This is a genomic window from Sphingobium sp. LMA1-1-1.1 (assembly GCF_040676365.1).
Classification (GTDB): Bacteria; Pseudomonadota; Alphaproteobacteria; order Sphingomonadales; family Sphingomonadaceae; genus Sphingobium.
The window spans coordinates 1-14,200 of sequence record NZ_JBEGHS010000010.1 but is presented as its reverse complement, the minus strand read 5'-3'; the positions used below and the strand labels follow the sequence as shown (position 1 = coordinate 14,200).

Annotated in this window: 12 protein-coding genes; 3 read left to right on the top strand and 9 right to left on the bottom strand. The window is 58.2% G+C overall.

The features are described 5' to 3' along the window. Positions 1-148 precede the first annotated feature (148 nt). The 6 genes from MRBLMA1_RS07545 to MRBLMA1_RS07520 all read right to left on the bottom strand — a co-directional run bounded on the left by MRBLMA1_RS07545 (position 149) and on the right by MRBLMA1_RS07520 (position 6,958). Entirely contained in the window at positions 149-928 is a 780-nt protein-coding gene (locus MRBLMA1_RS07545) for an amidohydrolase family protein (protein ID WP_363735902.1), read from the bottom strand. Positions 929-1,030: 102 nt separating this feature from the next. Continuing rightward, positions 1,031-1,897 carry a formyltetrahydrofolate deformylase gene (purU, locus tag MRBLMA1_RS07540; protein WP_363735901.1) on the bottom strand — a complete coding sequence of 289 codons (867 nt, stop codon included), beginning with the start codon at positions 1,895-1,897 and terminating at the stop codon, positions 1,031-1,033. 4 nt (positions 1,898-1,901) lie between these two features. Continuing rightward, positions 1,902-2,444, bottom strand: a complete 543-nt coding sequence (locus MRBLMA1_RS07535) for a sarcosine oxidase subunit gamma (protein WP_363735900.1) — start codon at positions 2,442-2,444, stop codon at positions 1,902-1,904. Further along, complete coding sequence (locus MRBLMA1_RS07530) at positions 2,437-5,397, bottom strand: sarcosine oxidase subunit alpha family protein (protein WP_363735899.1); 2,961 nt, start codon at positions 5,395-5,397, stop codon at positions 2,437-2,439. Before MRBLMA1_RS07530 ends, MRBLMA1_RS07535 begins: the two co-directional genes overlap by 8 nt. Next, entirely contained in the window at positions 5,394-5,690 is a 297-nt protein-coding gene (locus tag MRBLMA1_RS07525) for a sarcosine oxidase subunit delta (RefSeq protein WP_363735898.1), read from the bottom strand. The genes MRBLMA1_RS07530 and MRBLMA1_RS07525 overlap by 4 nt, the downstream gene beginning before the upstream one ends. 14 nt (positions 5,691-5,704) lie before the next feature. Next, positions 5,705-6,958: a sarcosine oxidase subunit beta family protein gene (locus MRBLMA1_RS07520; RefSeq protein WP_363735903.1), complete on the bottom strand. Its 1,254-nt coding sequence runs from the start codon at positions 6,956-6,958 to the stop codon at positions 5,705-5,707. 120 nt (positions 6,959-7,078) lie between these two features. Between MRBLMA1_RS07520 and folD the strand changes: the two genes are divergently transcribed. Further along, on the top strand, positions 7,079-7,987 hold the full coding sequence (gene folD / locus MRBLMA1_RS07515) for a bifunctional methylenetetrahydrofolate dehydrogenase/methenyltetrahydrofolate cyclohydrolase FolD (protein WP_363735897.1): 909 nt from the start codon (positions 7,079-7,081) through the stop codon (positions 7,985-7,987). 78 nt (positions 7,988-8,065) lie between these two features. Here the strand turns inward: folD and MRBLMA1_RS07510 are convergent, their stop codons facing one another. Beyond that, positions 8,066-8,983 (bottom strand): LysR family transcriptional regulator, encoded by a 918-nt coding sequence (locus tag MRBLMA1_RS07510; RefSeq protein WP_363735896.1) that lies wholly within the window; start codon positions 8,981-8,983, stop codon positions 8,066-8,068. Positions 8,984-9,130: 147 nt separating this feature from the next. Between MRBLMA1_RS07510 and MRBLMA1_RS07505 the strand changes: the two genes are divergently transcribed. Further along, a complete protein-coding gene (locus tag MRBLMA1_RS07505; protein WP_363735895.1) occupies positions 9,131-10,363 on the top strand; it encodes an aromatic ring-hydroxylating oxygenase subunit alpha in 1,233 nt (410 codons plus the stop codon). 515 nt (positions 10,364-10,878) lie between these two features. Continuing rightward, positions 10,879-13,146 carry a TonB-dependent receptor gene (locus tag MRBLMA1_RS07500; protein WP_363735894.1) on the top strand — a complete coding sequence of 756 codons (2,268 nt, stop codon included), beginning with the start codon at positions 10,879-10,881 and terminating at the stop codon, positions 13,144-13,146. Here the strand turns inward: MRBLMA1_RS07500 and MRBLMA1_RS07495 are convergent. Beyond that, entirely contained in the window at positions 13,136-13,516 is a 381-nt protein-coding gene (locus MRBLMA1_RS07495) for a DUF3422 family protein (protein WP_363735893.1), read from the bottom strand. The two genes, MRBLMA1_RS07500 and MRBLMA1_RS07495, sit on opposite strands and share 11 nt — an antisense overlap. 454 nt (positions 13,517-13,970) lie before the next feature. After that, positions 13,971-14,200, bottom strand: a 230-nt coding sequence (locus tag MRBLMA1_RS07490; protein WP_363735892.1) for an electron transfer flavoprotein subunit alpha/FixB family protein, incomplete at its 5' end; no start/stop codon positions are given.

Here is a 14,200-nt window from a genome sequence, read left to right as displayed (position 1 = left end):
CTTGCTCGCACCCATCGGCAACATCCCGCCTGCCGAAGCCGAGGAGCTCTACTACGCCATGCTGGACGACACACCCATGGCAGCATAATTTAAGCCAAATGGCCTCCGGCAATCCCGGGGCGGTTCAATAACAGTCTTTAGGGGCTTTCTAAATATCAAGGATCCTGCACGCAGTCAAACCCATGATCTGACGAAGAAGTCCTTTGTCCGCAACCGTCCGTTCAACGTGAATCCGGGAGGTATGCGGATCGCAATATGGGTAATTAGTTCCAAAAATTAGCTTCTCAGGACATTCCACAATACACAACAGTAACGCTAAACGATTGAAATTAGTGCTCGTGTCGATGAAAATGTTGGGATGTGCCAGAGCAAGCTCGCAGGCCCTGGCCGTGTCGTAGCCGCCCAAATGCCCTATAATGATCGTATTGGCGGGATATTCGCCGGCAAGTCCCCCCAGTCGACTGATATCATCGCCCGTCGCAGGTGGATAGCTACTGAAAAGGATTGGCAAGCCCCCATGGTCATGGGCGGCGCGCAACAGATTAGCCACACCGTCCGCGCCGCCCGCCGGTAGAATTACTTCTCCCAATCCCTGATACCCCTGGTCCAGGACATCAACCAACCAAGCCTGGTTCTCGGCCATTGGGCGCCCCTGGGGTGGCAGCGCAAAGCCGAGGAATCGGCCGCGATGTTTTTGTACGGCGGCGGCCAATTCTACGCACGCAGCATTGACGGGCCCTGCGTCCCCCGACCACCCGACATGCTGCAGTCCATCGCACCTCAGGCGCCTGTAGCTGTCAAGATCGTGAGCATCTTCCAGATGATCGACCGCTGCCACGAGAACGGAGCGGTCGATTCCGGCTTCATCAAGCCGCACACGCTGGTCGGCGAAAGGGTGGGCGTAATGGCAGTGAATGTCCACGATCATATCGATTCACACCCGAAAAAATTCAGATCCAGGTAAATTCAACCCTCTACGCCTTGGAGGCCCGATCATTTGCCAGCCTGAAATCTGACGCGCTTACCTATCTCACGAAAATACCACTGTTTTGGACCCGTTACTGATCACCCGATGATCCACCCGCCATCCAACGGCGCGAGCAAGAACAGCACATTCAACTTCCTGACCCAGCGCCACCAGATCCTCCGGCGTATATGCGTGCGACACATGCCGAGCATCCTGGGCGATTATCGGCCCCTCATCTAGATCAGTCGTCACATAATGCGCTGTCGCACCGATCATCTTCACGCCGCGAGCATGCGCCTGATGATAAGGCTTTGCACCCTTGAAGCTCGGAAGAAAGCTGTGATGTATATTGATGCATCGGCCAGCAAGATGCCCGCATAGACGCGCAGAAAGTATCTGCATATATCGAGCGAGTACAACGAGATCAATATCAAGGTCATCAATTAGATCAATGATCTTTTGTTCTTGTTGATCCTTCGTCTCCTTATTCACCGGAAGATAGTAATAAGGCAAGCCGTTCCACTCGACAAAAGAACGCATATCATCATGATTTGAGACTACGCCGCAAATCTCGACTGGCAGCAGGCCCGACTTCCAACGATGGAGAAGGTCATACAGGCAATGTCCGAATTTGGAGACCGCAATCAGTAGACGCGGCTTGGTCGCGCGGTCGTGCAGTTCCCACTCCATTCCAAATGCCTGCGCTATCTCTTCAAACCCGACGCGTATGAGGTCGATGTTCGTCGCGATTCCCTGCTCTGGTTCGAAAACGACGCGCATAAAGAAGGTGTTGATCGACGGATCCTGATATTGGCTCGATTCCGAAATAGTCAGATTATGTTTTGACAAGAAACTGGAAACGGCGGAAACGATCCCCTTCTTATCGGGGCAACGTAGAACGATTACAAATTGCGGCTTCTGGGAAGTCATGACTTTACCCTTTCTGACTGAATTCGATTGAAGCGTCGCTGAACCAGAGCTGGAGATGGGTTGCATAACTGATGTCGGCGACAATATTGAAGCCTCCCGTTGGCGTTCCGCTGGGCTTAATGAAGGCAAGTGTTTGCGCAAAGAGAGTTTGGGCGCACTGACCTGGACCAAACTGTCGCGGATGAAGATCCAGGCTGGTGCCCTTGGCTAGCAGAGCGCGCGCGTATTCGCCGGTGACATGAAACTGCACACGACCGGCCCCGACATCGGCCAGATGGGCCGTGGCACCATTCAGAGCATCCGACAATGCCCGCACGTCGAACCCTTCCCCACCAATCATCCATTCACTGGGCGAAAGCCAAGCGATATAGGGATTGCCTTCCGCTACGCTGTTGGGCTGCTGCGGCAATGGCTGGCCCATAACATCGGCAACCGCTTCCAGCAGTTGCGAAGACGGCTGGCGCAGTCGCAATACCCAGATACTGTCATCGAAGGTCCACTCGACTTGAACAGAGGAGCAGGCGAGCTTCCAATTTTTATCAGGCACGAAGGCGCTCCCCTTCCGGATCATAGGCTGCGGGATTAACGATTTTCGCCTTCCGGATGCCAGCTGGTGTGCGGATACTGACGATCTCGCCCATCCGCCTGTCTCCGCCGCGGATCATCCCGAGCGCGACGCCGCGATTCAAGGTCGGGCTGAAACCAGCGGAGGTGATATAGCCGTCGCTTTCAATTCCACCCGGCCGCTCGGCTATGATATGTGCGCTGATTGGCAGCACGACATCGGCCTCGACTGCCTCCAGACCCACGAAACCTAACCGATCCGACCGCTGGTTTTCAACCTGCAGGAGTGATCTGCGGCCAACGAAATCGGACTTCTTCTTAAGAACGTGGCTCCAGCCCACGTCGAGAGGCGTAGTCGTGCCATCGGTGTCGCCGCCAATGTGGAGATAGCCCTTTTCCGTGCGCAGGAGCATCCAGCCCTCCACGCCTACCGCCGTCAGGCCGTGGACCACTCCGGCTCCAGCGATGCGGTCCCAAAGCAAGGCCATCAGGCACGCAGGCACGTTGATCTCGTAAGAGAGTTCGCCTGTGTAGCTGACGCGCAGAACGCGAACATCGATGCCAGCGACCTTACCTTCCTTGTAGCTCATATGGGGAAAGGCATCAGCGCTCAAATTGATGTTTGTCCCCACATCGGTCAGGATTGCCCTGGCCTTGGGCCCGGTCAGGGTGATCACCCCCCAGGCAGTGGTGACGGGGGCGACAATGACGTCAAGGTCGAGCCATTCGCATTGGAGCCATTCCTCCAGCCAGGCAGCGATACGAGTCGCCCCGCCGCTAGAGGTGCAGATGAGGAACCGATCCTCCGCCAGCCGCGTCGCCACTCCGTCGTCGATGATCACGCCCAGCTCGTTCAGCATCAGGCCGTAGCGGACCATTCCCACCTTAAGCGTAGACATGGTGTTAGCGTATATGAGGTCGAGGAACCGCCCGGCGTCGGGGCCAACCACCTCAATCTTGCCCAGCGGCGACCCGTCGAACATCCCCGCTGCCTGGCGGACGGTCCGTGCCTCGCGCCGCTCCGCCGCGTCAAGGGTCTCGCCAGAGCGCGGGTAGCAGCTTGGCCGCTGCCAGCCGCCATAATCCTCGAAATGCGCTCCGAGTTCGACATGCCGGTCATGTGCAGGCGAATGACGCATGGCGCGGAACAGTGCGCCCCGCGCTCGGCCAGCGAAACTGCCGATGGGCATCGAGGTGAAGGGGAAACGATAGCGCGTTGTGCCGGTCGATTCGATGCTCTGACCGGTCAACGAAGCCATGATCGCCAACGCATTGACGTTCGATGTCTTCCCTTGATCGGCCGCCATGCCAAGTGTCGTATAACGCTTGAGATGCTCGACTGACACAAAATTCTCTCGCGCGGACAAGGCGATATCATCCACACTGACGTCATTCTGGAAGTCTACAAAGGCCTTGGACTTGCCGCCAGCAACATGCCAGACAGGCGCCAGCGGCATGATCTGCCGTTCTTCCGCGCATGCCGGGACGGGCCGATCGCAGGCGAAACCCAGTTCCGCAAGCGCGTCGACCATGGCTTCATGCCCTCCCGACACCGCCTCGCTGATGGTAAAACGCCCTGCCGCCGCCCCGGCCGATCGCGCCTGCTGCGCACGCCCCCCCGGAACGAAACAGGCATGCTCCTCATCGAAACCCAGCTTCCCTCCCGCCTGGCAGAAGAGATGCACGGCCGGACTATAACCGCCGGACATGGCTACCAGATCACAATCTATCCAGAAGGAACGGTCATCTATGGTCCGGATGCGCGCGGCACGCACCGCCTTCCCGCCCTTCGTGTCAATGATCGCCGAGCCGGCATGAACCGGTATATCCCGTGATGCCATCTGCTGCGCAAGATCGGGGGCAATATGCGACCGCACGTCCACAAGCGCAACGACCCTGGCACCCGCGTCCGACAGGGCAACCGCCGTCCTGTAGGCATCGTCATTATTGGTGAAGATCACCGCCTTGCGGCCCGGCAGTACCGCGTGCCGCGCAATATAATGGCGCACGGCGCCCGCCAGCATGATGTTGGGTCGGTCATTGCCCGAAAAAACGATAGGCCGCTCGATCGCGCCAGTGGCCAGAATCACCTGCTGTGCTCTCACCTGCCACAGACGATAGCGTGCCACGGCAGGATCGGCAGCGCACAAGGCTTCATTGCCGATCGTTTCCAGCAGCACCAGACTGTTATGGTCAAAATAGCCTACCGCGGCTGTCTTCGTCAGGATCTGCATGTCGGGACTGGCTGCAAATTCGCGGCCGATATGTTCCGCCCACAGCGTTCCTGACATCGCATCGATCTTGGCTTCGTCGGTTCGCAGTGACCCTCCGACGACGCTGTCCTGCTCGATCAGCATGACGCGCGCGCCCGAACGGGCGGCTGCCCGCGCCGCCGCAAGGCCCGCAGGGCCCGACCCAATAACCGCAATATCGCAATGGGCGAAGCGCGTTTCGTAGCGGTCGGGATCATCCTCGGTCGGCGCCTTGCCCATACCGGCAGCCTTGCGAATGAAGCCTTCGTACAGATGCCAGTTTGGCCACATGAAGGTCTTGTAGTAAAAGCCCGCCGCCAGGAAGCGCGACACCAGGTTATTGACGCCTCCCACATCGAAACCAAGGCTGGGCCAACAATTGACCGGCTGGGCCTGCAGCCCGTCATAGAGCGCGATTTCAGTCGCCCTCACATTGGGCGTGGACCGACCGCCGCTTCCCAGTTGCACCAGCGCGTTGGCTTCCTCAACTCCCGCACCAATTAATCCGCGGGGGCGATGATATTTGAAGGAGCGGCCAAACAACCGCACGCCATTGGCCAGCAGCGCCGAAGCCAATGTGTCGCCTTCGAAACCCTGATAGGTTTTCCCGCCAAAATGGAAGGTCACCGGGCGCGACCGGTCGACATAGCCGCCCGACCTCAACCTGAACGTTTGGCTGGTCACCCTTGCCCCTCCTGTTCAACTGCCTGTGCGCTGGCATGATTCATTGGATAGATTTCCAAGATCGCATGGGTTGCCGTGTCGCGCGCGACATTGAACCAGCGTCGACATCCATAAGCATGCAGCCAGCGCTCCCGGTGCAATCCCCTGGGATTGATCCGCTCGAACAAATATTGCGCCCATCGCTCGTCGGACACTTCTTCGGGCGGCCCTGGCCGGGTGATGTGGCTTTGCCCGCCGCATTGAAATTCAATTTCGTCCCTTGGCCCGCACCAAGGACAATGGATCAACAACATGGCCTTACCTCATCTCAATGCGCAATGCCCGAGGCGGCAGCCTCATCGATCAGCGCCCCCGTGGTGAAGCGTTCCAGCGAGAAGGATCTTGCCAGTTCATGCGGCTCGTCGGTCGCAAGGTGATGGGCCAGAAGCGTTCCACCTACCGGGATTGCCTTGAAGCCACCGGTGCCCCATCCGCAATTGAGATAGAGACCAGGCACCGGGCTCTGACCGATAATCGGGCTAGAATCGGGGCAAATGTCGACAATCCCGGCCCATTGCCGCAGAAATCGCACTCGGCCAAGCGACGGATATTGCTCCGCTACAGCACCTAGGACGTTGCGCATCGTGGGCAGGTTGCCCCGCTGCGCATAGGACGGATAGAGGTCAAGCGATCCGCCGACCACCAGGCCACCTTTGTCCGACTGGCTGATGTAGACACCGGTCGCAAGCGACAGGATGACCGTGTCAATCACCGGCTTGAGTGGTTCCGACACGAACGCCTGAAGCGCATAGCTAGTGATCGGCAGACGAAAGCCCGCCATATCCGCCAGCACCGTTGAATGACCTGCGACAGTCATTGCAACCTTGCCGGCACGGATGCGCCCCCGGCTCGTGTCGACCGCGACCACCTGGCCACTCGCGTCGCGCACCATGCCGGTAACCTCGCAATTCTGGATGATGTCGACCCCAAGCGAGTCCGCAGCCCTGGCATAGCCCCAGGCCACCGCATCATGGCGCGCCGTGCCTGCGCGCTTCTGCATGAAGCCGCCCCAGACAGGATAGCGGGCAGCAGGCGACATATCCAACGCCGGCACCCGCCGTGCGATTTCTTCGCGCGAGATCATTTCGCTGTCGACACCATTCAGCTGCATAGCCCCGACCCAACGAGTCGCAGCCTCCAGATCGTGGCGGCTATGTGCCAGCGTTATCATGCCGCGCTGACTGAACATGACATTATAGTTCAGCTCTGTGGCCAAACCTTCATATAGCTTCACCGAATGATCATATAGTGCGGCACTGGCAGGATAATAATAGTTAGATCTGACGACTGTTGTATTTCGACCGGTATTTCCTCCACCGATCCACCCCTTCTCCAGAACTGCAACATTCCTGATACCATAATTCTTCGCAAGATAATAAGCCGTTGCGAGACCATGGCCTCCACCACCCACGATTACGACATCATAGGATTCCTGCGGCACCGGATCACGCCAGGCCTGACGCCAGCCCATTTGCCGGCGCAGGCCTTCTTTGAAGACTTTCCATCCCGAATAGCCCTGCACGGTCGCCCTCGCTGTCACGATACATATGTGTATTGGCATGGCATAATGGAGACGCTATGAGTGCGCAAGCGCTGAATCGATGCGGTTGCGCTATAGCCTTTAAGCCAAAGGAAATTTCAGATGGCAGCCAAGCTGATTGACGGAAAGGCCTTTGCAACCCAGTTGCAAGAGCGGCTTTCCAGGGACGTGGAGCGGTTGAAACGTGACCACGGCCTCACCCCCGGACTTGCCGTGATCATGGTAGGCAGCGATCCTGCAAGCGCGGTCTATGTCCGCAACAAGGGCCAGCAGACGCGCGCGATCGGCATGGCCTCCTTCTCCCATCACCTTCCGGAGGAAACAAGCGAAGCCGATTTGCTGGCACTGGTCGCTCAGCTCAACCTGGATCCGCATGTTCACGGGATTCTTGTGCAGCTTCCCCTGCCCCCCCAAATGGATACGAAAAGGGTGCTCGCCGCAATCGCACCGGAAAAGGACGTGGACGGTTTCCATGTCGTGAATGCCGGGCTGCTGGCAACGGGACAGCAGGGTATCGTTCCTTGCACGCCACTTGGATGCCTGATGTTACTGGAGGATCACCTTGGCTCCCTGCGTGGTAAACGCGCCCTGGTCATCGGCCGATCGACCATTGTGGGCCGACCGATGGCCCAACTTCTGCTCGCAGCGGACTGCACCGTTACAATCGCGCATCGCTATTCGGAAGATTTGCCGACAATCTGCGCGGAAGCTGACATCATCATCGCGGCGGTCGGCGTTCCCCGACTGTTGCGGGGCGAGTGGCTGAAGCCCGGCGTGGTGGTGATCGATGTCGGCATCAACCGCGTTGCGGTGGACGATGCTGAAGCGGCGAGCCAGGGTAAGACCCGGCTGGTGGGCGATGTCGCCTTCGACGAAGCCGTGCAGATCGCGGGCGCTATCACTCCCGTTCCTGGCGGCGTGGGTCCCATGACGATCGCCTGTTTACTCGCCAACACCATCACCGCCGCAGAGCGATCGATGCAAGAGGCCGAGCAAAGGCGCGTCGCCTGACGCCGGATCGGGCCGGTTGAGCAACATCGCTAGCGAGATCGATGCGGCCCCGCCCCGCCCGATCGCTTGCTCCGCCAATTAGCCGGCCCTTGCACGCCGCAGCCGCACTGCCTCCACGATGGAATTCCTGAAGATGCGGATTGCGCTGTTGCCCAATGCGGCCGGCTCCACCTGCAGATAATAGGCATAGCCCACCGTGGCGCGGTTGGCGAAGGGTGTGGCGATGGCGCCCTGCGCGATCTGGGGAGCAAACATGTCGACATCGGCGAGCGCGAGGCCCGATCCTTGCGCCGCAAATTCCACGGCGAGCGACATCGATTCGAACACCAGTCCGCGGTCATTCTTAAGCTGATGACCATAGCGAGCTGCAAAGCGCTTCCAGAGTAGGTCCGTAGGCTGATGAGGGATCTGGACATGGAGAAGTTCTGCCGATGCAAGGGCCGATGCCAGACCGCTTTTTCTGAAATCTGCTACATGGTCGACGCTGCACACCGGCGTCAGTTCGATCTCCCACAACAGTTCCCGATACGCCGTTTCCCGGCCGCAGGCATCGAAGACGACGGCGAGATCATAGCCGTCAGCAGTCAGGCCTTCCCCGAAACTACTCATGATCATCACGTGAATTTCCGGATTTTGCTGTCTGAAATCCTTCAGGAAAGGCATGGCACCGGCCTGCAGAAAGGTTGGGGGCATATGGATGCGCAGTGTCGGGCTGCCGCGTAGTGCTTCAATGCCATCCTGAAGAATATCAAAGCCCCGGCGAGCAGCGACAAGCAGGCGCTCGCCCTCCGCGGTCAATCCGATGCCCCGCGCATGACGGGTAAATAGCGGCTTGCCGATCATTTCCTCCAGGATAGCGACATGGCGGCTTGCCGCGCTCTGCGTCACGCCAAGCCGCTCTGCACCGGCGCGAAAACTGCCTGCCTGCGCAACCGCTTCGAACGCGCGGAGGGCGTTGAGCGGCAATTTTGCTCTGCTCAGTTTGGCCAAGGTCATCAGTCCCACAGGTGCGATCCTGCTGACCGCAGCGGCACTATGGACCAAATCCTCTCCAAAGCGATCTAATTTTTAGATGGCTTTCATAAATTCAAGATGGGTCACATCGCCCCGCCCTGGGTTAGAATGCGTCAGCAGGAGGACGCCATGCTTGAAATCGACCATATCCACGATCTGTTTTCGCAGCGAAAGCCCGCTCACAGCCTTCCTCAAGGCCTTTATCTTGACGCCGCCGCCTACGAATTTGACCTGCGCGCAATCTTTGAGCGCAACTGGGTCATGATCGGGTTCGAATGTGAACTGCCGTCCAGCGGCAGTTATCTGGCGGCGCAGGTCGGCCGATCGCAAATCGTCGTTATCAGGGACAAGACGGGCGAGATCCGCGGCTTCCACAATAGTTGCCGCCACCGCGGAGCGCAGATTTGTCCGACGGGCACAGGACGTGCACCGCTGCTCGTCTGCCCCTATCATCAATGGAGCTATGATCTGACTGGTACGCTGAAGCGCGCGCCGGGCATGGATGAGACGTTCGAATTGAACGGACACGGACTGCGCCCCATCCATGTGGAATTGGTCGCCGGCTGCGTCTACGTCTGCCTGGCGGAGCTGGCGCCCGACTTCAACACCTTCCGAACGGCGCTGGAACCGGCGATCGCGCCATTCAACCTCAAGGATGCCAAGATCGCGCATGTCGTCGAACTGGATGAAGACGCGAATTGGAAGCTGGTAATGGAAAATGGCCGGGAATGCCATCATTGCAATGCTTGCCATCCTGAGCTGAAATCCGCCTTTCCGATCGAAATCGGCGACAACGACTTCTATGATTCGGCCGAAAGTGTCGCCTTGAGCGCTCGCCTGCAGGCACTGGGGCTGGACGTGCCGACGACCATCGCCGATTGGTTCCAGATCAGCCGTTTTCCGTTCAATGAAGGCCGGACATCCTATTCGGTCACGGGTGGCCCGCTGGTGAAGGTGCCACTCATCGATGTGGGAGAAGGCAATCTCGGTTCACTGCGCTGGGCGATCGAACCCAATAATTTCTGCCATGTAACGGCGGATTCGGCCTTCATGTTCAACTGCAATCCCACTGGTCCGCTCAAAACCAAAGTTACCGCGAAATGGCTCGTCCACAAGGACGCGGTGGAAGGGGTCGACTATGACGTCGAAAAGCTGGTCCACATGTGGGACATGACAAATCGTCAGGACAAGGATCTGGCGGAGAACAACCAACGCGGTGTCAACAGCATCGGTTATGTGCCAGGACCCTATTCAAAGCTGAACGAACCGTTCGTCATCAACTTCGTCGATTGGTATTGCAGGACCGCCATGGCCTACATCGAGAGCGAGAAGATGGGATGTCCCATAGCCGCTGATGCCTGAATGGCAGCGGGGTCCCGCAAGCGAAAACCTCCGCAATTTTGCCCGACCGGACACCGTCTACCCACTTCTGACCGCCGTTCGGTCGTTCAGCGACCTTAAGGCCCCGAGCACGACGGAGCGTGATGATGGCCTCCCACGTCATCCCGGAAGGATTACGCCTGGCAGCAGCGCGGTAGGCAATTCGTCCTCATCAGTCGCGAGACCGAGGCGCCTGCCGCGTAGCTCCTCGAGCAACCGAATCTCCGCCGCCGGAAAACTCTCCTCAGTCATAACCCTCAACCGGCAACCCCAGCGTCAAGATGCGGCAATGAGATGAAATTATGAATTCGCCTAAAAAATTGAGGCTTCAGACTAAGCGGCGATGATGGCGAAGACAATTCACGCCGGTTAGCTTCGTTTCCGCAACCAACATAAGGACCAATGGGGTAAACGGGACTGCGACATGGGGTTTGAAGAACGCAGGCCGGCTGCCGTTCAACGGCAGTACACCTATTCTTGAAAAGGGGTGAGACACGATGTTGCCGTTAGTTTCTTTCGCAGGCGCGCGGCGCCTTCTGCTTCTGTCCACCAGCATCGCGATTGCGGGGGGAAGCGCCGCCTTCGCTCAGACCAGCTCCACCGCAAGCCAAGCAGATCGCACGGAGGGCGAGATCGTCGTGACCGCCAGCCGCTCCGGCGAGCAATCAATCCAGAAGACGCCGCTCGCCATTTCGGCCGTCTCCGGTGAGGATCTCGCGACCCGCGGCGTCGGCGGGCTTACCGACCTGTCCCATACCGTGCCGTCGCTCAACGTCACAGAGCAGCAGCCCGGCACCAACAAGATCGACATGCGCGGCGTTACGGCTGGGGCGCTCGACACCAGCGACGCGCAGGACCGTTCGCTCGTTGCCATCTATCTGGACGATACGCCTCTGTCCCTTCAGGGTAACAGCCCCGATCTCAAGGTGCTCGACCTTGAGCGCGTAGAAGTCATCCGTGGCCCTCAGGGTACGCTGTTCGGCGCCGGATCCATGTCGGGAACGATCCGCTACATCACGGCCAAGCCGGATGCGTCGAAGACTTTCGGCAGCTTCGACATTCTTGGCTCCGGGACAAAAGGCGGCGGCTTCAACTATAATGCCCGCGCCATGTTCAACCTTCCCCTCGCCGATACGCTTGCGCTGCGGGTGAGCGGCTACCAGGGCACCAACTCAGGCTACATTCGCAATGTGCGAACGAACAAGAATAACACGAACGAGGATAAGACGACGCAGTTCCGCGCGGCTCTTCGCTTCACTCCCAATGAAAAGCTGACGGTTGATGCCTCGGTCACCTTTGCCGACCTCGACGTCAATGAACGCAATGCCACATATTCTGGCCTGGGTGAATTCGAATATGCATCCTTCTTCCCTGAACTCTATCGGGACCGGACGAGGATCTACAATTTAACGCTCGATTACAAGACCGGGGACTTCGATCTGATTTCGTCCACCTCCTATATCGATCGTTTCTCGACCAGTACACGATCCTTTGACTTCCTGACGAGCACGCTGCTGGGCACGCCGTTGGCCCCGTCCAAGTCCTTCATCGATAATGACGTTACGGACTTCACCCAGGAAAACCGGATCAACTTCAACAATGGCGGCCCACTGAAGGTCAGCGCCGGCATATTTTACGAGCGGCTCAAGCGGCATTACTTCCAGGACAGCCCCTCTCCAGGCTTCGACGCCAACTTCTCGGCGGTGATCGGCGCCCCCTTCAGCAGCCTCGACTATCTGGCGCTGACGACCGACGACATCTTCACCGCAGATCAATTCATCAAGGAACGGCAGTTCGCAGTGTTCGGCGAAGCGACCTACACCCTGGCCGATGGGCTCGATCTGACGGCGGGTGTGCGCTACTTCAACTGGAAACAGGATTTCGATCTTAGCTTCCGGGGCGTAGCTGGTGCGCTGGGCGTGGGCCGGCCGTTGACCGTCCTGGACACCGCAAAGGAAAACGGTTTCAATCCCCGCTTCAACGCCTCCTACAAGATCAGCGACAACCACATGATCTTTGCAGAGGCGGCCAAGGGATTTCGCTATGGCGGCGTCAACCAGCCGGCACCCGACTTGTTCTGCGGCGCCGCTCTTGCGGCGCAAGGCCTCACCTCCTCTCCGGCAACCTTCGGTGCGGACAGCCTGTGGAACTATTCTGTTGGTACCAAGAACAGCTTCCTTGATCGGCGCCTGACCTTCAACGCCACGGGCTTTTACATCGATTGGAGCGATGTCCAGACGCGCAACAATCTGAGCTGTGGCTATTATTTCATCCAGAATGCGGGCAAGCTACGGAGCAAAGGCGTCGAACTGGAAAGCTCTTTCCGGCTGACCCCGAACTGGACCGTGTCGGGCAACTACAGCTTCACGGACGCGACCGCTAATGGCCCGATTCCCAATGCCGGCGCACGGGACAGCGATCGGGCGCCATTTTTCCCCCGACACATCCTAAACGTCGCTACCGATCTTAAACTACCCGTCGGTGAAGACAATCTCATCGCTCATGTGGACTATACTTATCGGTCGAACAGCTATACTCGCTTCAATAAGAATGCGGCTGATGCCCGCGAAATTCCTTCACAGAACATTGTCAACGCCAGCTTGATGTACGATCTGGGCCAGGTCCAGTTCGGGGTGTTCGTGAACAACCTGACTGACGAGGCGATCGTTACCGACATTCGTGAACGGCGCTATGTCGAGCCGGGCGACATTGTTTTCCGGGGCCGTCCGCGCACCATCGGAGCACGGGCACACTTCAGCTTCTGATCATGCCTTGTTGGGTATGGCTGCCGGTTCTGCCGAAAGGCAGGATCGGCAGTTTTTTCTTACTTTCCTGATAGCGGCGATCGGGCGAAGCCTGGGTTTGGGTTGGCCATCCTCTATCTGACAAGCCCTGCCAGATGCGATATTTTATCAGCCACAGGGCCAGAAATACGGCCGGCGCCACTATCGCCACGGCCAAGTTATGTGAGAGGGCGATTTCATGTTCAATGGCGACAACCGAGAGCCCCTCGACAATCTCCTGAAGCCGTAGCTGCAACTGGGTGCGCCGATCCATCGATTTGAGTAGATCTCGGTTCTGCTGCGACAGGGCCGTATCGACACGAGTCCGCAGAAAGGCCATGGTCCAGGCCACCCGCTAGGAAAGATCCTCCAGTCGACCAGAAAAGGAAATACATCTTCTGACCGCCGGCAACAGGCGACGATCGGTAAGATCCTCCAGCGTCATGATCGAAGAAATGATCGAATGGACCACGCCGAATGACTGTGTAGCTCGGAGATTCCGTGTGGCGTTCCCACAGAATGTGGAATCCTGCATATTCGAAACTTATGAAATGCCGATCCTGCACAGTGCCGTTTTGTGTTTGGAAGAGAGAGAAAGCGTCCCTCTCACTATCCATCAATGTGGCGTGGGTGCAAACCAGTACCTCGTGATACGCACCAGCGCCACAATCGGTGGTGACTTGCAGACATGCATCTCATTCGAGAGAAAGTGTCTGGATGGATGGTTATTGAATGAGAATATTCTCCATCATCCTCTCCAATGATTGCCGGCCCACCGGCACGTTCAATCCCGCCGCCGGGACGTGTCACAATCGCGGGGCGGACACTTTCGCCATGATCTCAGGCACAACCTTGAACAGGTCGCCGACCAGACCGACATCCGCCACCTGGAAGATCGGCGCATCCTCATCCTTGTTGATGGCGATGATGGTCTTGGAATCCTTCATCCCCGCCAGATGCTGGATCGCCCCGGAAATGCCGACGGCGATATAGACTTCCGGCGCGACGATCTTGCCGGTCTGCCCCACCTGATAGT